Origin of the sequence: Paenibacillus sp. p3-SID867 (genome assembly GCF_025142895.1) — a bacterium.
Lineage (GTDB): Bacteria > Bacillota > Bacilli > Paenibacillales > Paenibacillaceae > Paenibacillus_AQ.
This window is the reverse complement of sequence record NZ_JAMBDM010000008.1, coordinates 164009-189269: the sequence shown is the minus strand read 5'-3', so window position 1 is coordinate 189269 and position 25261 is coordinate 164009. Positions and strand designations below refer to the sequence as shown.

Here is a 25261-nt window from a genome sequence, read left to right as displayed (position 1 = left end):
TTCAATCGTCCGCAGATCGACCAGGATTCTGGCTGACCTTTACGGACGCACGCCCATCTTAAACGTCGATCCAAGCAGCACCCGAACCTGCCCCGTTCGTACTTTCGCAAACAATTCTTTCTTCTTCACTTCTGTGTTGGCGTCGTGAATAAAGGCGATCTCCTCTGCCGGAACGCCTTTCTCCGTCAGTTTTCGCCGCAGCTCGTCGTACACATTAAAGGTTCCGTCTTGCTTAGGGATAGAAAGGTCGCAAAAGACCAGTTGCGCGAGCCGCTGCTCACGACTATCGGCCCATTTCTGATAGACGTTATCCGCGCAAGCGCTTACCTTACTGCCTTCGTCATCGGGTAGCATGGCGTTTGCCAGCCGTTGATCGAGGGCCAGCTTGCGTCCGTCGTTGGTGATCTTGAGCATGTTGTCTTCATGCGGCTCTACTCGCTTCGCTCTCACCTGTTCGGCGCGGCTGGCGAGATCCGCGACCATCTCACGCTGAAAATCGCTCGGCGGCACAGCGACGTTGTGGAAGTAGGCTTTGGGAACCGGAAGCTGGAGCATATCCGCCGTCTGAATGTCCGCCACTTCCTTAAAAACGTTCATCAGCTCCGGCAAATTATAAAAACGGGCAAACCGCGTTTTCGCGCGATAGCCCGTTCCTTCTGGTGCCAATTCGATGGCGGTAACTGTTTCGCCAAATGTCGAAGCCCACGAATCAAAGTGCTGCAAGCCTTGCCCGCGTAGCCGCTCGTATTGCAAGTAGCGCTGCATCGTGTACATCTCGGTGATGGAGTTGGAGATCGGCGTACCCGTGGCAAAAATAATGCCCCGTCCTTCGGTCAATTCATCCAAATAGCGGCACTTGGCAAACATGTCCGACGACTTCTGCGCTTCGGTTTGCGACAGCCCGGCGACGTTGCGCATTTTCGTATAAAGGAACAGATTTTTATACGAGTCTGCTTCGTCGACGAACAATCGATCTATGCCGAGTTCCTCGAAGGTGACCACATCATCCTTACGGCTCGCGTCGCTCAGCTTCTCCAGCTTGACCTGCAGCGTCTTCTTTGTCCGCTCAAGCTGCTTGATGGCGTACCGCTCGCCCTTGGCTTCCTTTAGCTCGCGGATGCCGCTTGTGATTTCGGATATTTGCTCGTAAAGCTGCTGCCGCTGGCGCTCCGCCGAGATCGGAATTTTTTCAAATTGCGAGTGGCCGATAATAATCGCGTCGTAATCGCCGGTGGCAATCCGTGCGCAGAACGTCTTCCGGTTCTTCGTTTCAAAATCCTTCTTGGTGGCGACCAGCACGTTCGCGGACGGATAGAGCATCAAAAATTCCGCTGCCCATTGCTCGGTCAGATGATTAGGAACAACCAGCATGCTTTTGTTGCACAGGCCCAAATGCTTGCTTTCCATAGCCGCGGCGGTCATTGCAAAGGTTTTGCCCGCGCCGACGCAATGGGCGAACAGGGAATTGCCGCCGTAGAGCGTGCGGGCAACCGCATTGACCTGATGCTGCCGCAACCGGATTTCCGGATTCATCCCGGTGAAGCGGATATGACTTCCATCATATTCGCGCGGACGGATGGAATTGAACCGATCATTGTACAGTCGCGTGAGCTGCTCCCGGCGCTGCGGATCTTGCCATATCCAGTCTCGAAACGCTTCCTTCATGGCTTCCTGCTTTTGCTGTGCGATAGCCGTTTCCTGCTTGTTCAGCACCCGCTTTTCCACACCGTTCTCAACGGCCGTATCGAAAATTCTTACATCCCGCAGATTCAGCGTGTCTTCGAGAATTTTGTACGCATTGATGCGATTCGTACCATAGGTGACATTAGCCTTAATATTGTTACTGCGATCATCGCTTTTGCCTTTGACGTTCCAGGCTGCTGTGTAGCCAGAATACATCACATTGATGGAGGTTTGGTACATATACGGCGTATCCACCAGTTCGAAAATGAATGCCCGAATGACTTCCGGCGGCAGCCAGGTTGCGCCCAGTCGCACATCAATCTCGGAAGCGTCCAAGTCCTTCGGCTGCACGGCTTCCAGCGCTCTAACATTTTCAGCGTACCGCTCGGTGTCATAGGCCGCAAACTGTTTGGCAGCGCGCAGCTTTTCACGCACATTGCCCGATAAATACGCATCCGCTGTTTCGTAGGTCGGTTGTCCTTCTTCGTCCAGATTCTCAGGATTCGGGAAGATCACGCCGCGAAGCTCCTGCACAAGCTGTTCCTGCGCGAGTCCGGTCAACTCTGCCATATACGGCAGATCGACGCGAGCTTTCGTACCGATGGAAACCGCCAGCGCCTCCGAGGCCGTATCCACCTGTTTGATGTTGGCTCGTTGCCGAATGGTACGCTTCGTGAACATATCCGCCTTACGTAGCAACCGTCCTTCCTCATCTATGACTTCCAACGAACAGAGAAGGAAGTACGAGCTGTCATCCGAAAAGGCAAGGCTATTGGCGCGACTGTTAATCAGGCCGTATTGCGCTGTGAACCGTTCATATTGCGTATCCAGCTTGCGCTGCTGCTCCCTTATCGCTTCGTCGCTGTAATCCTCGGTCTGGTATTCGATCAGTTCGCGCACCGTGTCCCGAAGCTGAATCATGCCCTTGATACGACCCGCCGCAGTTGCTGATGTTTCAACCGGCCGCATCCGGCTGTTTTCCCGAAAATAGATTCGTCCCTCGACCAGCGCAAAGCTGAAATTACGAACGGACGGGTCGGCAAGCAGGGAGACCTCTTCCTCCTCCGGCTGTTCCTCCCGTTCCAACTCGACCCACTCCGCATGGATGTTCGTCAGTGCCTCACGCAAAAGCTCGTCCAAAGGAGCGTCCGGGTAGGGCCGGCAGGTCGTTTCCTGTTGATTGCCGTACATCCGGTCATCGTAGGCCATCGTACCAAGCACCATTTCGGGGCGGGCTGCAAAGTAGCTATTCACCGGCACATCCTCTGCCGTAACGCCGAGCGAAAGCCATTCCTCGGTTTGCTCGCTGACAGCCACCATCCGGTCCCGTTTTTGCAAAAACAAAATGTCGGCGGTCACTTCGGTTCCGGCATTCGCCAGGAACGCATTGCTAGGCAGACGCACCGCGCCGAGCAGCGCGGCCCGTTCCGCGATGTATTTTCGGACGGTTGGGTTTTGTTTGTCCATCGTCCCTTTCGACGTAATGAAGGCGACAATCCCGCCTGGACGAACCTTATCCAGCGTCTTCGCAAAAAAGTAGTCGTGAATCAGAAACTTGTGCTTATCGTATTTTTTGTCGGCCACGCCGTAGCTGCCGAACGGCACGTTGCCAACCGCGAGGTCAAAAAAACTGTCCGGCAAGCTGGTCTGCTCGTAGCCGCTGACAGCAATCGATACTTGTGGGTAAAGCTGCCGCGCGATGCGCCCGGTGATGCTGTCCAACTCCACGCCAAACAGCCGAGCGTCCTGAAATGACTCCGGCAATAGACCGAAAAAATTGCCGATGCCGCAAGACGGCTCCAAAATATTACCGCTACGGAAGCCCATCCTCTCCAGGCATTCGTACATCGCCTTGATGACGATTGGAGAGGTGTAATGCGCATTCAACGTGGAGGCACGGGCAGACTCATATTCCTCCGGGTCCAGTAAATCTCGCAGTTCCGCATACTCCGTTCCCCATTGTGGATTTCCTTCATCGAATGCCTGTGGAATCCCGCCCCAACCAACATAGCGGGCAAGCACGGTTTGTTCATCCACTGTCGCCTGACGGTTATCCTTCTCCAGTTGCCCGAGCAGCCGAATGGCTTCCACGTTCCATTTGTACTTGGTTTTCGCTCCGCCGTGTCCCAAATCGTTATTCGTAATCCGGTAGTTGCTGGCTGTAGTCGATTCAAGTTGGTTCTCGGGCGTGGCAGGAGAAGAAGTGCCGAGAGATATCCTGTCCTCGTCTGCTTGTGTCGCTTGCTCCGGTTCGTCCACCGGTTCCATATCCCATTCCGCATGTTCCGAATCCAATTCCTGCTGGCCGGAAATTAGATGATCGTTCAGTGGATTCTCGCGCAGCATGCGTTCGAAATCCCGGCGGTTCATTTCCTGCATGAATAACGGAAATTGAACGTTCTGCAGCACAACCTTTCGCGGCTCCAGTTGCGCAATTTCGAATTCATCCGCACCGATAAAGACTTTGCTGCCCTCGGCATAGGCATAATGCGCATGAACCCGATTGGGTGTTTGTATTTGCTGTGATTCATTCGATTGCCATTCGGATAGCGGTTGGATGTGTTCCGTTGTTTCCGATATTCGTTGCCTGCGCTGCTCCTCCTGTTGCTCGGCATAAGCAGGCAATCGCTCTTCTTCCTGACGGTTCAGGTAGCGACCTGCTGCCAGCAACTCACCGATACGCTTCTGTACCTTGATCCACGGCAACACAACCCGTACATTCGGGTTCATAATGGAACCGCGTGTCAGCGTAATCCCCTTACTATCGTGATTTTCATGAATATCCGTGCCGATCAAGGCAGAAAGGCGTCCGCCAGTGCCATATTCCCGTTTCAGAAAATCCGCGTTTTCTTGCGCGGATAACGACTGTTGGAAAAAGAGCGCAACGCGAAGTTTCCCGTTCTCAATGCCGCTGCCGTTTTGCAGAACGGTGTCGATTGCAGCTTGTGGAAGTGAAAAAGCGGAGGCTTTATCGCTCTCCGCTTGTTCCACCCATAAGGTCTGTTGCTGAATAGAAGGCATCGACTTTCGAGCAGGATCAAACTCGTTAAGGATGATCATGCTGTCGATATGCCCGGCAATAACCGACCAATCGTAAAAGCTCTGCGCCGTCTTGCGTTCTGCCGTGCCTGTCCAAAGACGCAACACGTTGAGGTACGGCTCAAATCCGGCTTGCGTGCCGTCGGCTAGTGTCAACTCGGTGATTCCTGCTGGGAACAAGTTGCGTATATACAGCGTTCGTTCCCGATTGTCCTCATGTATGCCGTAAAATGCTTCTATAGCTGCCTTGCTCTCTGAAAGCGGTGCAGCGCGGAGCATGTCGTTGATGACCGTCTGGTCATGAAAAAACGGAAGACTTCTGTCCTCCGTTTCCCGGTCGTACCATTTTAGTGATAAATCAACTCTGCGAGAATCAGTTCCTCGGCCTGTTGCTTCAGGCTGTTCATGTGACCCATCCAGCCCATCGGGTCGGTCGCCTTCTCCGGTGCTGGATACTGCCGGATCAGTTCCTGCATCGTCAGGTCGATCTGCTCCCGCGCTGTCCGGTCGATGTCCGCCAGATGCTGATTCAACTGCTCCGACAGCATCAGATGGGCGTAGGTTCCCCTCCGTTGGTCCTTGAGAAACGTCTTGCGCAACATCCCATATTTCCCGAACCTCATCGGATCGGCCATCGTCAGGTCGGGCAGGAGGTAATCCCCGTTCGGCGTGTAGGTCAGTTCCATGTTTCATCATCCTTTCGCGTGCTTTAGCTTCATTTTGCGGCAAGGATTCTGGCCTTGCAACGGTACGGCTGGCCTGACGCTCTTTTTTTCGCTGCTCATCGCGGCGCATCGCCCGGACGGTGGATTCAATCTCACGCAGCATGGTTTCAGCTACGTCGCTGATCGCCGCGCCCAAATGAGAGAGCGCAGGGAGCGTATTGAAATAGCCGACGCCGGACAGATCGTCAACGCTGATGTAATGGGAGGGTTCCAAACCGCAGCGTGTCAGCGCCATAAAGGCGACCGCGTATTGTGCGGCTTCCCTGAACAGCAGTTCTACATGCGGCTCATCCAGTTCTTCCAGCAGGCTGCTGTCGCGTTCGGTGAGCAGCATCCGCACGTAATCGGCGCTATGATCCTCCACCGCGTTTCGGGCAGCGGACAACAGCGCGTCAACCAGTTCCATCCCCGATCCCGATTCACTGCCAAACGCATTTTCCAGCGTTTCAATGACAGCCTCCGTGTCCGGCACCTCCATGCGCCACAGGGGGACGGTTTGTCGGCTTCGGCTCTGCGTATCTGACACATCGAAGACATGACGCAACCCCAAATGACTGCCCCGATCCTCGATCAACGCGATGCCTTTTGCGCCGCGCTTTACCCACCGGTTCAACCGATTGTTCCAGATTTCAATCGCCGCGCAGGCTGTAGCATCTGGACGCTGCGCGTAGATCAACAGTTGATCCTGAAACGGATACTTGTAGTTCCAGGCTGCCGTCCGTAAAAAATCGGCCCAGCGCTCGGGATGATCTGAAACCGCGTGGGCCGTACTCGCGGCAAGCTCGGCGATTCGCTGTAACTTTGCTGTCACCGGTCGCACCTCCTTATACGAAGGTAATTTGGTTCGTCAGACGAATGCCTTCCTCGGAATATCTTGGCGTGAGCCGAATAAGTCCATTTTGCTGAAGCCGATGTAGGTTGCGACGCACAGCAGAAGTGGAAAGACCCACCTCTGACGCAAGTCGCCTGGACGAAAGCAGTACCGCGCCGTTTCGCCCGCCTGCACGATCCAACAAATAGCTGTACAGCAGCTTCGCTGCAGGGGGAATAGATGCTCCGGTCAGCAACCGGTAACGGGCAAGATCATTCATAGAAGTGCATCCTCCTATCGTTCCAGTTCAGACTTCTGCTTTAGTGGTGCCGATGAAGGGGAATGGAGGGGCGACGAAAATTCATTCATTCGCTCCGGCCGGGCAAAGCAATATAAATAGAAGTTATAGTCGCCGGCACGCGGAAAGCATCGCAGATAGTAACGATGCTTTGCCGTCTGTAAACAAAAGCCATAGACATCGCTGTGCCGTGCGCTTGGTAGACGGGCCTCTGGATGTTTTATACAAAAATCGTGCATGCCACTGCGGTTTTGAAGCAGCCCCTGTTCCGTCAACGCTTGAATGACCGCTCCAAGCTCCTCCCGAAAATCAGGAGTTTTCAACGAAGAGATATGTTCGAACCAAGTCGCCCAGAATGCCTCCCCATCTTTGCCGAAATCACCGCGCACATGCCCAATACAACCGCGTTCTGTATCCTTCTCGATGGAGGCGGAATAAAAATAAGCCTCATCCTCAGATGTGGCAATCTTCAACTTCTCAATCATGCTCTTTTCCTCCCAAACGATATGCTGTCTTTAATGGGTGCCGCCCGTACCAAAATCGTCGTAGCTAGACAAGTCGGCGTGATAAAACACAACGTCCCCGTCTAGCAAAGAGAACATCCCCCCGTAAGGATCGACAAAACTGCGCTGAAAACCTTCCATCTGCCACTGGTTGTCCAGCGGCGCATTTTTATACTGCAAATGCGGGTGAGCAATGTCCTTATTGCGAATGGTTTCGATGTCAAAATTGACTACAAAATAGCCGTCACGCAGGAAGATCGGCGCATTGTCGTCCAACCGGTGGGTACGTCCGTACTCGGCCAGATTCATGCCTGCTGGCACTGCATAGGGAGCAGCGGGAAGGCTATACTCGCCAAACCAGCGCTGCACCGAGGCATTAGCTCGTGCAGTATCAATGCCGGACGGCACCTGCATACTGCCGATAAACATCCGAAGCTGCGAAGGAAGTAACATTCCGTCGTAGCCGCCGACGTAAATCCGCTTTTGCGCCGCTTCCTTCAAATACTGCTGTACATACGATGTCTGACTGCCAGAAGAACCATTCACCCTCCAAAGTGAACTGGCAGTATTGGATAACTCCTGCTGCGACACATTGCGCATACGGGTATCAAGCGTCACCAGCCGCTGCTCGGTGTCTTCCGTGGAGCCGATCCGAATAAACCGCTTGGTTCCCGAATGATAGTACAAGTCCACCTGTTGTCGGTTTTTGCCCTGCTTGTCAACGAAATAAAAGGTAGGCGTGATTTTAATCCCGTCGCCCGCGCTGAACATGTTGCCGAGCGTTTTGACCTCAAATTTGAAGTGATAGCCTGTTTTTACAACAACATTTTTCTTTCCGCTCTCCGGGTGACTGCCGGGCCGAATCGGCAGCACGTAAGGGGCCGTATTGCCGCGCGTCGCGCCGTCGATACCTTTTGTACCAACCCAATAGCTATTTCCGGTCGGCGTCGCACTGCCTGCCGCCGTTCTGAACACCTTTTCCCACTGGTAGTCGGCAACATCGGTAATTCGGAAGTCGAACAGACGGCCAATAACCTCAACCGCCACAACTTGCGTCGCCACATGATTAGTTAAGTCCAAATTGGCATTACTTTGTGATGTGAATGAAGCCGGACTGTTTTCGGCAAACGTTCGGAATAGTACATCATAATTTCCCTCATCTACCCAAACGGGCATGTAAAAAGTGGTTGTAAGCTGGCCGACAGGAATCGAAGTCCAGGTGTCCTTCGGAATCAACGTTGCGTGGTCAGCCTTGTATACATCGAATGGGAACCTTACCTGCTTGTCTCGCACATATTTGGCATAGTCCCGATTGCCGTAGCCGATAATGTCTCGGTGCGGCCCGCTGGTAGGAATCGTCACGGTAAAGGAGCGATCCAGAATAAGCGCCGAACGATCGGCTGTCGGCACCGTTTTCTGATTGTGCGCCTGATCGTCGGCTACAGATGCCAGATTGACGACGGGGGTATGCACCGTCACCGGATTGATGCCGTTGATCGGGAAGCTTTGGTTCGACCCGCCTCCGATGCCCTTGACCAGCGTATAATAAATCGTCCCCGTGCTTGGCTGGCTCCCCTTGTTCGTTTTAGTCGCATCGATGACAAATCCCGAACCATATAAAACATCCTGACCGATCATGGGAGATGCGGGAATCGCCCCCGGAGCAGGAGCCGTTTCCTCCACCGTCCGATTGTCCATGATCGTTTGTCCATTAAAGACGACCGTGTCGTTCTTGACCTTGATTTTCCCGACCGCATTTTCAGCCTCTGACTTCCAGTTCTCGCTTGGAACCGAAGGTCTACTGGAGCCGCCGTAAACCGTTTGACCGGAAAGCACAACGTTGCGATACACCGGGTCCGTAATATGGGACGAGACCGCTGCATCATGGGTGGCGGAAACAGACGGTGCGGTATACCCGTTTGCTTGCAGCGTTACCGAACCGGAGGGCAGGGCATAGTTGGCGACTGTCGCCTTCTGTAAGCCGTACACTTCCAAACGGTCTACCAGCCAATAGCTGTACTTTCGTTCCACACTGTAGCTTTGGGTGACCGTTTGCGTGTCGGATCGGGATACCGGAATCGTGGTCGAATGACCTTCGCTATCCGGCGGGCCGGGAACATATTCCGTCCATCTCAGCGTATAGGTGCGACTGACTGTAATCGGATACGATTTCGAGCCTTTCACTTCTGTGAACGTGTTGCGATACAAATACGCTTTGGCGCTCGCGTTAACATAAAGGCTTTCAGAGGTCGGTATTCCCTTTAAAACGTCAAATCGTTCAGCGCCGCGAGAATCCGCCTTTATGATCGCCGATGCCGTGGCATCCATCGCCTCGACTTGCTGGCTCGTGCCAGGTAACGAGGTATCGCCGCCGTCACTGTCGCCTTTGCGTACGGTGTGATCCGAGGTGGAATCTCCGCTGTTACCATTAGCATCTTTCACGACGACCGTGATTTTGACGGTAATGCTGGAGCCGGATGTGAATGGAATTTTGATCGGCAGCGATTTACTTGCCGTCAGCCCGCTGAGTGAGCCGGACTTATCGTTAGGCGTAACGAATGTTGCGTTCTCTATTTTTGTGATCTCATACGTTTTGAGCGGCACGGGTGACTTCGCTTCAAATACAAAATTCCCATCAACCGTGGTAACTGAAGCCTCGACGTTATCTGGTGCGTCGATACGGGAGGTCACGGTAATCGGGGAAGGAATTTTATAGATGCCGACGAAATTGGAGCCGCCAGAGCCAACCAAGATGGAGCGTTCGAGCAGCTTCGCGTCGCCTTTTTCTTGTATGAATAGCTTCTCATCCGGCTTCTTGTTGTTTGTGATATATGTGCGAACAATTTCATAGGTCTGGCCGCCAGATGTGAGCTGCGGATCAAACGTATAGTTCACTTCCTCTCCAGTCTCGTAGACGCCTTTGTCGACTTCCTTGAGCTTCGTACCATCTTCCTTTTGATAGATCGCCTTTACCGGGTTATTTTCAGCGTATTCGGCAATCGCGTCCGTTCCGCCAAGCGCCGCCGTGAAGCTTCGCGTTCGCACCTTCGGATTTGTATCCGGATTTTCCTGTAACCAGCTTTTCTGCGTTAGGTCCTTCTTCGGCGATAGGTAGGAGCGGACAATACTGTACGTTTTCCCGTTATCCTCAATCGTCGCAGGAAACTCGTGGTTGATCGTCTCGCCGACTTTGTAGTCACCCTTATGGAACGTGACCTCAGGCTGCTTGAGGATCGTTCCTCCCACGGTTTTCGCAACGACATCGACAGGAAAATTCGCGCTGCGATAGGGGACGTGAATCCCAAAGTAATCATCGAGATCATCCGGGTGCGCCCAAGGTTCAGCGTTCTTGATTCCTTCTAACGTGTAAAATGGGCCTTTGCGCACGTTTCCATTGCCATCGACGGAAACCATGATTGCGTACAAGTACAGGTCGTCGTTGTCCTTGATGTCTCCCATGCCTGCTTGCCACATGCCGTCCGTTACTAAATCTTCACTGACTTCGTAGTAGGTCGTGACCGGCTCTCCGGGAATTGGGGGGTTCGGATTTTGCGCGACTTGACGCACCTGTTGATTGACAAATGATGCGTGACTGCCGTTACGCGGATCACTGCACTGTTTGGATGATGTATTCGTGCAGAGTTGGTCACGACGCACCGTCCAACCTACCGTTCTGTAGCGGATGGACGAGGTTGCTGCTGTGCTAGTGATTTCAAATTTGATCTTACCCTCATCTACCCGGACAGCCGGTGTCGCGGCATTCGTAAGAAACGGAAAGCACGACAATAAAAAAGAGCATGCCAGCAGCATGCTCAACGTGATTCGTATGAATTTAGGTTTGCGCATCTAGTTCGAGTCCGCCTTTCTAATGATATGATTGCGGAACAAACTTGCATTCGGATCGACCTTCAACGTATTTCCCCAATCGCCGCCTACATTAGTGGATAGAGAAATATCGGCGTAGCCTTCGTACCAAACACCTTTCTCAAACGTTTGTTTTTTCGGGAACCACTCATCGTAAAGCAAGTCATTGCTTGCCTTGTACGAGACGAATTTAATCCTGAACTTGGATCGCACAAAGTTGTTGCCAAACCCATCTTTATAAATCATGGATGGCTCGGGATCAAGATAGCCTTCCATCTGGATTTGGTTCTCTTTGACCCATTCTGCGTAGCGGCGAATATGCTTCAGTTCGGCATCAGAGTTTTGCATTTTGGTAGCAAAAACCGCCTGCGCCCACGCGTCATCAATCGTGTTGTAATTTACATTCAGCCAAAGCACACCGAATGCTTTCAGTCTTCCCATCCAAATATCCACGTTCTTCTTGTTGAATTCCGGCTTCGTCGAATAAAGGACGGATGAAACTTTGCTGTCTGTTGGATGCGAAAATGGATAGCCCATCTCGTACATTTCGTTCGGAACGTCCGCAAGAATGTATGGATAATCGCTCGCATTCTTCGGTAAGTCGGTCGTGCGTATCAAGCGCCCCCATTGGTCGGTCTGCGCCGTGCTATCTTCGCTGGCCTTGATAAACACGGTGTCTGTCGGATTGTCCCAATCCACCTTCGCACCCAATACCTCGCTGACGAAACGGAGCGGCACAAACGTTCGACCGCCGCTCAGGATGGCTTTCGTATCCAAAGTGACCGCTTTGCCATCTACCTGCACAACATTTTGGTCAATCGTCAGAACGATAGATTGATCGTCACTCGTAATCGGAACCGTTTGTGTTTTCGATTCCCAGCCGACTTTCGCTCCGAGCGATTCGGCGACAAAGCGTACCGGGACGAGCGTTCGCCCGTTCTCATCAATAAACGCCTGCGCGTCTGGAAACCAGATTTTTTGGCCGTCCATGACGACGCTGACAAAGGTTGGCGGTTTACTGGCTGCGCTTGCCGTCAAACTGAATATACTTCCGAAAAGTGTCACAATGAGGAGGGATACTAACCTTCTTTTCAAATGCCTCACTCCCTAAAGAAAATGTGCGAAACTGGAAAAACTTTCTGTTGCCTACATCATAGTGCCGATTCTGTTGCCTGTCCACTGTCCGGTAGCCTCTCCTCAGCAGGAACCAGGAGCCGCTCGTTATTCCGTGCGTGAAGCTCTTCTTCTTATAACAACAACGACGATGACAAGAATCAGCAGCGAGCTCCCGTAGACGCAGGATGGGCGCAGTCCAAATGAACCTTCATGAAGCGGAGAACCGTCCCCAGTAGCCTGAATCACGGTTCCTGATGGCATAGTCCGACCGTCCGTTACTTCAAAAGGGAATTCCTTCTGTTCTATACGGTTACCCAGCGTAGTCTTCACTTCCACCGTGTAAGAACCGGGAGAAAGCGGCCTGTTTAGCTCCGCCATGTACTGTGCGACCGTGCCTGCATAAATGGAATCAACCGTTGATTTCCTTTCAATCAAAAGCTCGCTGACATCGTCCTGCTGTTTGAGCTGCACCTCGATCTCCGGTTCGGACAAGCTTTCGCCTTCATTGACCAGCAAAATCGTCAAGCTCGCTTTTCCGTTCTCCAGCGTGTATACGGCTGCGTGCGGGACAGCCTCAGGAGGCTTCGCTTCGTCCAACTTGTAGTTGAGGACGACCCGCAACCCGATTTTACGTGCCGCCGATTCCCTCATACTTTGATCGTAGACGCCGATGACGGACACGTACTGGCCCGGCTCCACACTATCAGGTATCTGCATTTCCATTGTAAAGCTTTGCGTCTCGCCAGCCTTGAGGGTTATACTGCGATCCGGCGCCCTGTACCATGCAGCCGAACCGGTATCGGGATCGCTCGGTAAAGTAAAATCCTTACCGCCGCCCAATGCGGGCATGGCATCGGCCGCATAGAGCAGCGCTGTTATTTCCTCATCTGTGGGATTCGTGACGTGAACCGTGTACTCGCGCTTATCGCCGGGTACTATATCCTCGACATATGCGCCCAACTCCGGATTGATCCGGTCGGAATCCCCGCTGATGACCAGTTGCTGCCCATCCATAGGGTTTGTAAATCCGGCGGCTATACAAAAAACGATTGCCGCCAGCAACAGTCGAATCCACATGATTGATGAACTCCTTTACTTCTATTCCGCTTGCCATCGCTCACATGAGCGAATAGGCTACGTTCCTGCTAGAAGGCCGAGCCGAGGCAAGGCAGGGGCATATATCCCTTGCGCGCGGCTGCTTGCCCGCTGGCAAACGTTTCTTCGGCCGGATAGGTGTAACCGCAGGAACTGCGGTAGTACACCTTCATACTGCCTTTTCTGGCCCCGATGATCGTTGGACGTTTCACGATGCGGCTCCCGCCAAGCGCATAGTTGTTGTACACCTTTGCTCCCATCGGGATACCTTGTACAAAAGCCAAAACGCCCACATCATCCACCGTATTGTGCCAGTCCTCATCAGAGATCAGAGGCAGGGTGAACGTGTAGGACAGGCCATTTCGAGAGACCGTTTCGTTATATCGATTGATCCGGTAGGCCAACTCGTCCTGGATCGCCCGGACAATCGTGCTTCGTCGTACCTGCTCGAAGAGCGCAGCATCCTGCAAAAGCGGAATCGTCGCTTGCTGCCGAATGTCCTGACGCAAGCCCTCATGCCAGCTTCGGCTGACCGCATCGTAAGCGAGTACCTGCTGGTCGAGCGTAAAGGAAAGGCTGTTACCCGCCGAATCGGAATACGCATAAGGCTTCTTCGTTCCCCAAGCCGGTTTCATGACGGTTTTTCCGTCAGTCCCCGTCCATTCTTGCTCGGAATAGACGTAAAAGCCGTCGTACCCGATGATCACGATAGCCGGAATGTAGCGATGCAGGACACCTTGCGACACCGGATCATCCCCAGCGCCGAAGCCTGCGTCCAGCGTCCGGTAGAACGCCGCTAGTGCTTCTTCCTTGTTCAGCGCGACATGTTTGGCCGAGGCATATTGCGCTTCCTGCTGCTGGCTTGCGTTAACGACGAGCAACCTCGCGGCGTCGTCCACCGCGGCATCCAGCGCAGCGTCGTATCTCATCTCTGTCAGCACCGTCCGTCGCAGGGTATCTGTCTCATTCCGGTTGACTATCGCGAGGGGGAGAAACAACAGCGCACCGACGATTGCCCATTCAATCCATTTCATTGCGCACCACCCCGCCATACGGAATCACGATTTTTTCATTTGGGCTGATGGTATTATTCAGAAAATCGAAGAGCAGCGTGCCTGCCGTTCGGTTCGTATTGCGCACAATCACCGTGAAGCTGTCACCCGCGCGCATCCGATAACGTCGGCTTGGGTCATCCTTTGCTGCCCGATTGTCAGGGAACAGCACCGGCAGGATCTGCGAATTGAAAAACGCATCGTACTGTACCTCGTAGTTGCCCTTAAAGGTTTCGGGCCGTGTCGGATCGTCGTAAACCGGTACATACTTCTTGCTGTCATGCTCCATCTGAACGTCAAAGCTATTGCCGGTCGCCGCAAGTGCGGTCATGAATTCGTTATACATCGTTGGCGTGATGCCGCCTTTGTCCCGAACCGCATCAACGAAGGCTGTCGTCGCGCGCAAGGCAACCAGTTCCGAAATATCGTCCTGCTGATCAAAGGCGGCAGAGAGCGGGTAGAGGTAGAGCAGCAGAATAGCGATCAATACGGCGAAAATTTTGATCAAACTGTTCATGGCAGGCTCCTTAGTGTCAGGCGCTGCAAGTGACCGGAAGCGTCCCGCTCATAGGCGGGCTGATATCGCCCCTTCAGACGTATGCCTGCGGACGAAAGCTGCTCCCGTTCCAGCGGCGGCGCGAATCGAATGCCGTCTACCACCATTTCCGCATCTCCTTCATCTAGGCGAGCGATAGCTTGCAGCACTTCCGCACCGGATACCGAACCGTCGCCCGAGAGCGGTACAGCGATTTGCTGCAAGTTGCGATCCTGCGATTGGCCGGTTACATAGGCGAGCGAATTGAGTGAGGCACCGGTCTGAAACAAAATCAGACCGCTTCCTGCGGCCATGAGGAAAACGAGCAATGCTGCGCTCATCTCCAGCATCGTTCTAGGCACATAGTTCATGCGTTACACCTCCTTCATGACGAAAGCGTCCAACCTGGGCCGGACGCTTTCGTAACTTCATCCGACCTTATTGCTGCCGGAAGATGATGCCGCGAATGACATTGCTGCTGTCCAGCACCAGCGTGCTGCGGAACTTGCCGCTTGGATTAACGTAGTTGATGTCCGCTTCGTCTACGGTCTGGCTAATCTGGCCGGGTGCGGCTCCGACGATTGCGCCGTAGGTGACGCTATCCAGAGGCACACCGGTATTGACAACCTTGCCGTACCACTGACCGGTCGGGTTTTTGCCGGTAACGATCTGGATGCCAAATTGGTCCTGATCGCGGAACTTGCGAAGCGCGTTGACAACCTGACTGCCCGAAAGCGTCGTATTGTCATACACCGTAAACGCCGTTTGTGAAAGCTCCGTCTGGATATTGCTGAAATTGCTTTGAGCCGCCTTGGTCGAATCCTGGGCGGAAATAAACAGCACGACAGCCAGTGTAATGAGTGCGATGGCAAGGAAAATTCCTGCTGCCATGACAAGTGCCTTCTGCGCATTGGACATGTACAATTCTCTCCTTTGATTGGGGGGATAAAAAAAACGCCTTCCCGCTGATGAAGGAAAGCGTCTGTATGGGTTACTGGATGCGTTGAAGCTGATCGTAGTACACGGTCATCTGATGCAGGCTGACGACGACAAGCGGAATGACCAAATACCCGAATATCAGCGTCATCAAGGGGGCAAACCCGATCCAGCGGCCCCAGCCTGCCTTTTGTTCAATTAACTGTTCATACTCCTGCTTGCGCTGCTCTCGCGCAAACCCCTGCTCTGCTTCGAGATCGTCGAATGCCTGCCGGATCGTCAAATGCTGCGAAGCCATTTCCAGCTTTTCCACGATCCGAACAAAAGGCAGAAACGGTGCATCTTCTTTGAGCTGCGCAAGCGCCTGCTCCTCACCCTGTTCAAAATGAAGAAGGCAGGATTGCAGTGGCTCCTTGAAGACCTGCGCGAACTGCTCCATCCATAGCAGAAGCTGTTCAACCGACATCCGTTCCATCCCGGCCAGCATGGCAATCACGGCCTGCAACTGATCCACCTCGTGTTTCATCTCCATCTGCCGCATACGCCGCTGGAACAGTCGAATACCAACTGGCAGCGTGTACCCGCCCCATCCTGCGGCGAACGCCAAAAACGCTTCCCACCACGCCAGAAAAGGCTGATTCAGCTTCTCCAGCTTGCCCAGGATGCGCCGCGCCGCCTCTCGAAGCTGATCCTCCTTGATCTGTGCAGCCGGGTCCTTGCGCAGCAGACTGATGACGCTATTTTCGCTTCGCGGCCTCACCTCCTTTAATTGATCGAGCATCCTGCGATCCAGAGCGGCGGCTTCCCGCGCCTTCGTTTCCTCCTCCGGAGACAACTGCCCGAAAAGTGTTCCCGGCTTCACTGGTGCATACAGCACCTGATGCCGCTCCGCTGCATGCAAGGACACGAACAAGCCCAGCACCGTCAAAAAGGCTGCGAACCCGGCCACGATCCGCTGCACGTAAAACCATTCGAGACGTAAGGGAGAGGCTGTATCCTTGAGCAGCTGGGTTATCCGTTCCGCTTCTCGCGAGCCGGGAACCGGCCCCAGCCTGTGGGCTAGCCAGCGCATCCACGGCCAGCCATAGACCCGTTGCTCCCATCTTTTTCGGCTGGTGGGCCTTGCGGTCGCACCCAGCTCCGACAGGTTGCGCAGCAGCACGTAGCATAGCCACACGACGACAAGCAGACAGAGTTTGACGGCCCAACCGAAAGCGCTGGCGTAGAACGTGTCCATTGCCGGAAAAAAGTGGCTGGCCCAGGCTTCAATCGGACGGGTAAATAGCAGCGGCAGCAGCGCGATAACGGTCAGCCCCTGTAATAAGAAGCTGAGACGCTCGCGACGCAGCAATTCCAGATTCAGTTCGATGGACAGCTTTTCCAGTCCCTTGAGGTAGACCGAACCGCTTTCCGTTTGCTGATCGCCATGCTCCTTGATGAGATACGACAATCCCGCAAAGCCCTGCAAATAGCGATTTGGGGCATGCTCCACATATTGCGCTAGTTTATCTTCGGCGTCGCTGTCCGTCAGCATGTCGTACAGCTCTTGCCCGTGCAGTGCCATTTCATACGGCGCGCTGTCCGCCGATTCATAGACGGCTTCATCCACCATCCCGTGACGATGGTAATGATGTCTCACATCCCCAAGAAACAGACGAAGTTGTCGCAGCAGCCTCATTTCGAGCCGATAAACACCCATATCCGAGAGGATGCCGTGGCCGACCCAAAGACCAATGCCGAGCATCGCCAGCGTGTAAGGGTCGCGCACCGCCAAAACAAGCGGAATCGCGGCCAAAAGCAGGACAAGCCACATCAAGAGCGCCGATTTCATCACCTCAAGCCGCAGCTTCCATTCGTCCCCGAGCCGCAGGATGACCAATCGCCTGCGAAGGTGCTGCAAGTACATCCTTAGAACCGGCATCTGCTCGCAAACGCTGTATAGCCGCTGCATGAAACTGTAAACCGCCTGCTTGCGAGGCGCTTGCCCCGGCTTACGCAGCGCTTCGTAGCGCCGGACTGCCGCCACCTCCGAATCACGCCGGGACAGCCACAGGAAGGCCGCGACAGCGGCAAAAAAGAGCACGGTTGCGATGCCAAGCAGAGGGGAGAGCCATTCCCGAATCATGTCTCATCCCCCCAATGGGATGCTAGAAACGCATCAAAGACGGCCTGATCGGGGCCGCTCAGGTATTCCGCAATCTCGCAGCGACTTTGCTTGGACAGGGGATGAACGGCAACGTAACGACCGTCGCGGTATTCGACGAGATTTTGGGCGGTGTACAGCGGGCGATCCGTCGAGCGGCGGAAGTATTCGAGCGTCGTTTCCATAAAGGCTGCCATCCGTTCGTCCTTTGTCATTTTCCCGCGAAAGGCTTCCGGGTACGCCGTCTCCTGCGGCACTGGGACGCATTCCGTAATGCGCTCGATATACCGTCGTCCGTCCAGGTCGCGGCGAAGGTGAATATCGAAGTTGACGACGCTGACGACCTGCTGCTCTGCCACACGCTCGTTCGTAAACACCTTTGTTTTCAACAAGGAATTGCGGAGAGATAGCACAAGGTCACGGAAGGTTTTGGCGTGATGCGTGAACAAGGTGAATAATGATGCCACCTGTGCCATCTGAACCATCCAAGCGGCGACCGGATCGGTCGCTACCTCTCCCAAAATATTGACGGAGCCGTCCGTCTTCTTCTGGATGTCCAGCCCCTGTTGACCGGAAATCGTCTCGGTTTCGCGCAGGCTGACGATGTTGCGTTCCGGGTAAATTTTGCGCAACTGAAGCTCGAAGCTCATTTCCTGTACCCGGATGGGCAGCACTTCTGGAATATGACGCACCATCGCCATGAGCAACGTTGTTTTGCCGCTGCCCTGAGCGCCGGTAATCGCGGTGATCCGCGCACCCGATACCAAGTAACGAATGAGGCCAATCGGCAATTCCGCGCCTTCGTCCTGAATCAACTGCTCTAGCGTCGCGCTTTGCACGTCGAATTTGCGCACAAAAAAAGCCCACGATTCACTGAATCGGGGGCGCAGCACGACGACGCGGGAGCCGTCTGCCATTTCATTGACCTTAAATCCGTTCGCCTCGGACAACTGGCCGGGAAAATTGTGCTTATAGATGATCTGGCAAACGCGTCGCAGTTCCTGCTCGGAGCCGAAGGACAAGAAGCTCAGGTGGATGGACTTCCCTTTGTAAAACAGCCATACGCTATCATGCGAACGGGGCAGCGACTGAAGTTGTGCGTCCTCCTCCAGCGACCATTCGCCCTCCCACATGAGCGGCGGCAGACCAGATACACCCCCGGATACGCCGTCCACACGCATGTCGCGCAGCTCGTCCACGACGCTGAATCCTTTGTAATGCTGATAAATCCGCTGGACGACAAGTTGGAGCTTATCGTCCGTCGTCAAACACGGCGCTTCACGGGCGAAGACGCTACGAATATCCTCCGCCGTAATCCGGTACGTTTCAAGCTGGCCTTCCTCGTTTCGTCTTTGCCGATCCCATTCATAGGTTTGAACGAGCCGGTCGAGCGCATGAAGCCCGGCTTCCTTTTTATATGTGTAAAGCAGAATATCAAACTGGTCTTGCGCGGAGAGGGACTCCGGCTGATGAAAAGGCAGCAGGAGGTTCAAATGCGCATCGTCCAACTCATAGCGCTGCGCGAGCAGGTCGGCAATGATCTCCTTGACGTATTCCTTGTCCCGCAGATCACCGGAGGTGCAGCCCCGCAGCGCCTTTTTCAGCTCCGCCCGTTTGCTTTTTCGGCGGCGGTATTCTTCCTCCGACAAACCGAAGTCGGCCAGGTTGCTGCTGGTTAACTCGTGTAGCGTTGCTTTTACGAAAGTGGTCATCGCTTCCAGCGTATATACCGATGTGTCGTCCGTCCGTTCCGGCAATCGTCGGCTCAGGCGCAAATAAAGAAAGAAGATTGAAAGCAACAAGAGCGCGATCAGGATGAAGGCATTGAGCATAGCCGTCATGGCGTGTCGCCCTCCTTCCCTCCGAAAAGATGCTGCCTTGCGCCTGCGCTTTCGATCACAGCCTGCGCCAATCGTCGCACCTGCTGCACGAACAGGTGGTTCTCATGACCGCTTGCTATCTTCCTGTTGCGAAACCAGAAAGGATTCGCTTCGCCATGCTGTGCCGCATCCATCCAGCCTGTATTATGTGCAACAGGGTACACGGTCGGTCCTATACGGAATTGACGCATGAGATTTTTAGAAGTAAGCGTCGAATAAGGGTCGTACTGTCCGAACACGAGCAGCGTTCTTCGGCCTTGCAGCATCGCTGCTTCTGCCGATTGAAAAAATCGCTCTAGAAGGAGACGGTTTTGCGGCAGGCAGACGACCCATACGTCGGCCTGCTGCCGCAGCATTTCGTCCCAAGCCGACCCGCTGCCGCTCCCCCCATCCAACAGCACTACATCGTAAGCGCGGCGGGCAACCGCAAGCAGCGGTGTGAGCCATTCCTTTGCCGTTTCAATAAAAATATCCTCTTGCTTGATGGAGCCGGGCAAAATATCCAGGCGATCCCGCAGTAACGGATGGGCATAGTCACGCAGCATGACAGGCTCCAGCTTGCGGTTTTTCAGCAGACGCAAGAGCGCATCAATTCCCGTGTCCGGGTTTTGCATGTCCTCTCTTCCGGCAGGTCGAAAATAGGCTCGTTCGACAGCGGCGTAGCTGCTTAGCAAATGCCCAAGCAACAGCAATCGCGCCGAATATTCCAAACCCATGCACGTCGCCGCGGCGAGCAGATTAGTCGTTGTCCCGGCCTGACCGGATACAGGACTCCAAAATACAACGGTAGCTCCCATAAACGTTCTCCTTTCTACCACACCCGCACCCGTTTACGGGCGGTTGCCCAGGCTCGTCGCGCTGTCTTGCGGTCGCAATCGCCAAGCTGCTCCAGCATCGTCAGCAGCATCTCGCGAAACGCCCCGGTCAGCCCGCGAAGGTCGATGCGGCCGTGGTGTTGATTGTTCAAATCGACGGCTGCATCGCGTTCGTCCAAAGGGAAGCGAAACACCGTATCCTCCAACTGGATATGCCGCAACCGCTTTTCGGCTCGCCACGCTGCCAACTTTCCCGGTATGTCAGGGGAGAGCAACTCGAAAAAAGAGATAGGCTCTTCCGTGTTCTGTAAGCCGAGACGAAGCATCAGTTCCTCGTTTTTCTCCAGCGATAACCGCCTTCCATCCCAGCACCACACCCGCTTATCAAACTGGGACAGGTTGTGGTGGAAAACAAATTCCGTATGGTCAGTGTCCACCAGCATGATGTCGTATGCCGGTGTCGTCCCTGCCTGTGCCAAGCCTCGTTCAAGCTGTTCGGGAGTGAGATAGCCGTAGGCCACATCCATACCTTCATAATCCTGAACGGCGCTATTGGCATAGGCGTGCGGCAGATAACCCCGAATCGACTGCGTGACGGTGGAATCCACCAACAGCACTTTATTCCCCAATGCCACAAACAAGCGACCAAGCACCAACAAAGCATGCGTCTTGTCCGCTACGCCGATAAAAACAATTTTTTTCATATCCGCACTCCTCATTGATTGAAGATGTTTTCCCACTTATCTTCGCTTGCCGGAGGCGCTTCGGTTGCAGGAGGCATACTCGATGGCAGCGACGGCGAAACGGCAGGAGGGGGCGTCTGTTGATTTTTCGGAGATTGCGTAGCTGCTGCACCAGCAGCATCACTCACGCTAGGCTGGGGACCATTCGTCGAAACTGCTGATTCTCCAGACTGCGGTGTGCCTACTGGCTGTGTTCCGCTCATGGCATTGCCCTGCCGCGTCGTCATCCGTTCGTTTTGCAACTGCTGCTGCACGGTTACACTACCGCTGGTGACGCGAAGTTTGTCCGAGTCGCTGACCGCCTTCAAATTGCCATCCAGCGTTTGACGCAGCGCGCGGGCAAGTTCGATTTTTGCAGTTTCGAGCAGATTGGGATCGAACGCCATCAGGTTCAATACCTTCTGATTGGCCGGATAGTTGACCACAGCCGCTTCCTGTAAGCCCGGCTCGATGTACGGGAGGGCATACAACCGCGCTCCCTGCAAGTACGCATCAATAATTGCGCTGGACGTTTGGAGGATGTCCATCTCATTCAGTTCCAGCCACACAACCGTACCGGACAGCTCCTGTACCTTCTTTTTAGATAAGAGAACAAAGTCCTCGCCGGTTGGAAAGCCGATTCGAACGTCTATATATTGGTTAGGTTTGAGATTAGAGGGAAGCTGAATGACCTGAAACTCCTGTATGCGCAAATCCTTCGGAATGGGCTGCCCTTCGTACAATAAAGAGGAAAGTAGCGGCGTTCCTGATGCAAGCTCGATCTTGGCGTTTTTGCCGATGATGCTTTCCCGGTCGGTGATGACGCCCGGCGGAACCAAACTGACGGGCATCGGAACAGCCTTGAGGTCATCCGCTTTGAGCGAGACGCCTGCCGGTATTGTTTTTGCAGTCGTCCAGACATTTCGGCTGTTTTGCTGCTCCTCCTTTTTCAATTGCTGAATCTGCCGCTCATACTCCTCTTTCATCTGTTGCTGCTTTTGCTGCTGATCGGTGTGCTGCATCAGCATATACAAGGCCGCTGCTACCAGAAGCGCCACGCTGATCGCGATGGCTCCCATGATGAGCGTCTTGCGGTGTCGATACGTCCATGACATCGTTCACGATCTCCTTTCATTTATATAGAAGATACCTAGCGCTTCTCTTAACGCGCTTCGCCTCGCGGACGCGGCTTTGATGGGACTTGATCCGCTTGTCGTTGTGCCAGCTTCTCGGCCGCCCATGTGGGCGTATGCTCCGGCTTCAGGAACCCCATCAGGTCTTCCCGGTTATAGCGGTATTCATCGCCGGAATAGAGGGTTTCCGCATAGACCGCCCGCCCACGTGAGTTCCCGGAGGCACCGAAGCCTCCCGTTACCCAAATCAACTGATGGTCTGCCGTGCGAAATTCCGGTCGCAACCAATCCAAACGGGTCACAACAATTCTGCCGCCGAGATCATCGTCACTTTTGATGGGCAGGCATTGGTCGGGTTGAATGGGAGGCATCGGCTCCGTGATCGTAGCGCGCTCGGTCTGGAGTTTCTCGATTTCCCATTGCAATAGCTTAGTAAATTCCTGCATTGCGACCAGGTAATCCGCATATCCTTCTGCACCGTAATACTGATCGATGCCAAACAAATTATTCTGCGAGCAGTAGCAAACCAAATAGGGCTTTTCGGTATTCGTGATGTCGATGCCTAAAACAACCTCCACCCTGCCAATGGGTAGCGCTTGATAGACTTCGTAGTCACCGGCCATTCGTTTCTCTTGCTCCATCGTCAGCCCTCCCGGTTCTTTTTGTGGTCACGTTTCTTGTGCCAGCCTTCGGCTTCCTGAGCCTGCTTGCGCAGTTGTGCTTCTTCCTCCTCGGATGGCCTACTACGCGCAAAACCCGGCTTTTCTTTCATCAGACGTTCATACTGACGCCGTTTTCCTTTCGTAAAGTCCATTGATGATCTCCTCCCCGAAAATGGGCATAAAAAAAGCTCTCCGTCAGGGGAGAGGGCGCATGAACAGGACGGCAACGGGGGAATTACCGTTCGTGCTCCCTCTGCCGCCTTTTGTACCAGCTTTCCAGCAGTTGCACGATTAGGTCTTCCTTTTGTTTTTCCGAGAAATCTCGTGGGAAAAAGCGGTCGATTCGTTCTCGCTGAATACTCATTTTTTCTTTCTGATTCGGCTTTTCCTCCGTCAGTATGGTGTAAATGACATCTGTATTCAGCCTCCCTTCTTGACTCATCTTTTTCATACGCTGAGCCTGAGCAAGTGAAGGCGTGCAGTCCTCGGCCTGCATGGTCTCGAATAGGGCTTGCTGTTCTTTCTCGGCCAAGTAAGATAACTCAACGGCAGGATTAAAGGCAATCCGTTTGTCGTCTACCATTTCGAGAATGTGAGGAGTGAGTTCGGTTAGGCGAACGTATCTAAATATTTGGTTTTTGCTTTCACCCATCTGTTCTGCTAATATCTCGCTTGATTTCTTTGCAGCAGACTTGTTCCCAACTTGGGAACGAGTTAAATCTGTTCGTTGTCCTTGTCTGTTCATAGCTTCCAATTTCATTTTGTAGGCAAAAGCTTTTTCACTCGGAGAAATATACTCCCGTTGCAGGTTGCTATCCACCATGATGATAGTCGCCTGATCGTCATCCAACTCGCGAACGAGACATGGAATTGTCTCCATACCAGCCAATTCACTTGCCTTCTTTCGACGATGTCCGGATACCATCTCGTATCCACCGCCTACCTTTGGCCGAACTAAGCCGGGAACAAGGACACCATACTGCTTGACACTATCCGCCATTTCTAACATCGCTTCATCCGCCCTTACCTTAAAGGGATGACCGGGAAATTCACTAATTTCAGCCAATGGAATATCCATCACCTTTTCCCGTTGCGAATCGTTGCGGCTTTCCTCTGTCGAGAATAAATCATCGACTTTGGTCAGTTTTATGCTGGCGAGCCGATCTTCTTTCGCTGCCAATATCCTGCACCTCCTTCGTAAGTGCAGCGTAGGCTTTAGCAACCTGTCCGTTCGGATCGTGGGCATAAATGCTTTTGCCTTTGGCACTTGTTTCCGCCGCTCTGATGGACAGGGGGATTTCTGTATTGAATACACGCAGCTTATCCCCATAATCTCGGCGCAAAACTAAAGAAATGTCTTTGGCGAAATTGGTTCGGCTGTCTACCATCGTGAGCAGCACACCGTCCACAGCCAGCTTCGGATTAATTTGACGCCGAACGCGGGCAACCGTCTGCAAAAGCTGCGTCATGCCTTTGGCGGGCAGATAGTGTGCCTGTACCGGGATGATGACGCTATCCGCCGCTGCCAATGCGTTGATCGTCATCATGCCCAAGCTCGGCATACAGTCGATCAGGATAAAATCGTAATCTGCTTTTACGGAATCAATGTACGAACGCATAATCGTTTCCCTGCTCATCGTATTGACGAGTGCCACTTCGACTGCCGATAATTCGATGTTTCCCGGCATCAGGTCAATACCTTCATGATGATGCAGAATGCCTTCCTTCGGTTCATACGGCTCCTCCGTCATGCTTTTCACTAGCATTGTGGCGAGTGAAATGGACAGACTATCCGGTTCATGGAAGCCTAACGAATCCGTCAGGTTGCCCTGCGCATCCGCATCCAACAGCAGAACCTTGTTGCCCTCGGCAGCCAGCCCGATTCCCAAATTAACTGCAGTTGTCGTCTTGCCCACGCCGCCCTTCTGATTGGCGAGGGCGATTACTTTGGACATGTTAGAATCTCCTTTCACGCATAAAGCCGGTTGCTCTGGCATTCAGGGCAACCGGCTTATAAAGAATATCTATGTAAAAAGAGAACGCCAAAAAAATCGTTCTCTTGGATATTCCTATTTTAATTTGTCGTCGTTTCGCGGAGGTCTTAAACCGTCGTAAAGTGTTGAAATCCAAATCTGCTTCTCATCACTTTTCAATGGTCACAATGCCAATGTTTTTAAACAGGGGTTTGCATAACAAAAATAATCTCGTCCGGCGGACAGTGGTTAGCCGTCCTCATAGGCTGTCGCCTC

Annotated in this window: 19 protein-coding genes; all 19 read right to left on the bottom strand. The window is 53.5% G+C overall.

The window, feature by feature from the left end:
• Positions 1-39: 39 nt before the first annotated feature.
• The 19 genes from M4D81_RS34960 to M4D81_RS17685 all read right to left on the bottom strand — a co-directional run bounded on the left by M4D81_RS34960 (position 40) and on the right by M4D81_RS17685 (position 24967).
• A complete protein-coding gene (locus tag M4D81_RS34960; RefSeq protein WP_427411133.1) occupies positions 40-6258 on the bottom strand; it encodes an N-6 DNA methylase in 6219 nt (2072 codons plus the stop codon).
• A 13-nt stretch (positions 6259-6271) separates the two neighbouring features.
• Entirely contained in the window at positions 6272-6538 is a 267-nt protein-coding gene (locus tag M4D81_RS17770) for a helix-turn-helix domain-containing protein (RefSeq protein WP_084781212.1), read from the bottom strand.
• Positions 6539-6552: 14 nt separating this feature from the next.
• Complete coding sequence (locus tag M4D81_RS17765; protein ID WP_169284780.1) at positions 6553-7041, bottom strand: hypothetical protein; 489 nt, start codon at positions 7039-7041, stop codon at positions 6553-6555.
• Positions 7042-7071: 30 nt separating this feature from the next.
• Positions 7072-10905 (bottom strand): DUF5704 domain-containing protein, encoded by a 3834-nt coding sequence (locus M4D81_RS17760; protein ID WP_248551617.1) that lies wholly within the window; start codon positions 10903-10905, stop codon positions 7072-7074.
• Positions 10906-12018, bottom strand: coding sequence for a copper amine oxidase N-terminal domain-containing protein (locus M4D81_RS17755; protein WP_169284781.1), 1113 nt, complete (start codon positions 12016-12018; stop codon positions 10906-10908).
• Positions 12019-12144: 126 nt separating this feature from the next.
• Positions 12145-13116, bottom strand: coding sequence for a DUF916 domain-containing protein (locus tag M4D81_RS17750; RefSeq protein ID WP_169284782.1), 972 nt, complete (start codon positions 13114-13116; stop codon positions 12145-12147).
• A 68-nt stretch (positions 13117-13184) separates the two neighbouring features.
• Positions 13185-14168 carry a hypothetical protein gene (locus M4D81_RS17745; RefSeq protein ID WP_169284783.1) on the bottom strand — a complete coding sequence of 328 codons (984 nt, stop codon included), beginning with the start codon at positions 14166-14168 and terminating at the stop codon, positions 13185-13187.
• Positions 14155-14703, bottom strand: coding sequence for a hypothetical protein (locus M4D81_RS17740; protein WP_169284784.1), 549 nt, complete (start codon positions 14701-14703; stop codon positions 14155-14157). The genes M4D81_RS17745 and M4D81_RS17740 overlap by 14 nt, the downstream gene beginning before the upstream one ends.
• Positions 14700-15092 (bottom strand): hypothetical protein, encoded by a 393-nt coding sequence (locus M4D81_RS17735; RefSeq protein ID WP_169284785.1) that lies wholly within the window; start codon positions 15090-15092, stop codon positions 14700-14702. Before M4D81_RS17735 ends, M4D81_RS17740 begins: the two co-directional genes overlap by 4 nt.
• A 67-nt stretch (positions 15093-15159) precedes the next feature.
• Positions 15160-15639, bottom strand: coding sequence for a hypothetical protein (locus M4D81_RS17730; protein ID WP_028598712.1), 480 nt, complete (start codon positions 15637-15639; stop codon positions 15160-15162).
• 73 nt (positions 15640-15712) lie between these two features.
• Complete coding sequence (locus M4D81_RS17725) at positions 15713-17782, bottom strand: hypothetical protein (protein ID WP_169284786.1); 2070 nt, start codon at positions 17780-17782, stop codon at positions 15713-15715.
• Positions 17779-19641: a Flp pilus assembly complex ATPase component TadA gene (locus M4D81_RS17720; RefSeq protein WP_169284787.1), complete on the bottom strand. Its 1863-nt coding sequence runs from the start codon at positions 19639-19641 to the stop codon at positions 17779-17781. The genes M4D81_RS17725 and M4D81_RS17720 overlap by 4 nt, the downstream gene beginning before the upstream one ends.
• A complete protein-coding gene (locus M4D81_RS17715; protein WP_169284788.1) occupies positions 19638-20477 on the bottom strand; it encodes a CpaE/TadZ family protein in 840 nt (279 codons plus the stop codon). The genes M4D81_RS17720 and M4D81_RS17715 overlap by 4 nt, the downstream gene beginning before the upstream one ends.
• Before the next feature lie 14 nt (positions 20478-20491).
• Positions 20492-21199 (bottom strand): hypothetical protein, encoded by a 708-nt coding sequence (locus M4D81_RS17710; protein ID WP_169284789.1) that lies wholly within the window; start codon positions 21197-21199, stop codon positions 20492-20494.
• Between the two features lie 11 nt (positions 21200-21210).
• A complete protein-coding gene (locus M4D81_RS17705) occupies positions 21211-22332 on the bottom strand; it encodes an SAF domain-containing protein (protein ID WP_169284790.1) in 1122 nt (373 codons plus the stop codon).
• 47 nt (positions 22333-22379) lie between these two features.
• Positions 22380-22991: a hypothetical protein gene (locus M4D81_RS17700; RefSeq protein WP_169284791.1), complete on the bottom strand. Its 612-nt coding sequence runs from the start codon at positions 22989-22991 to the stop codon at positions 22380-22382.
• Between the two features lie 2 nt (positions 22992-22993).
• Positions 22994-23164, bottom strand: coding sequence for a hypothetical protein (locus tag M4D81_RS17695; RefSeq protein WP_169284792.1), 171 nt, complete (start codon positions 23162-23164; stop codon positions 22994-22996).
• 83 nt (positions 23165-23247) lie between these two features.
• Positions 23248-24192: a ParB/RepB/Spo0J family partition protein gene (locus M4D81_RS17690; protein ID WP_240908720.1), complete on the bottom strand. Its 945-nt coding sequence runs from the start codon at positions 24190-24192 to the stop codon at positions 23248-23250.
• Complete coding sequence (locus M4D81_RS17685; protein ID WP_169284793.1) at positions 24140-24967, bottom strand: ParA family protein; 828 nt, start codon at positions 24965-24967, stop codon at positions 24140-24142. Before M4D81_RS17685 ends, M4D81_RS17690 begins: the two co-directional genes overlap by 53 nt.
• Between the last annotated feature and the right edge of the window lie 294 nt (positions 24968-25261).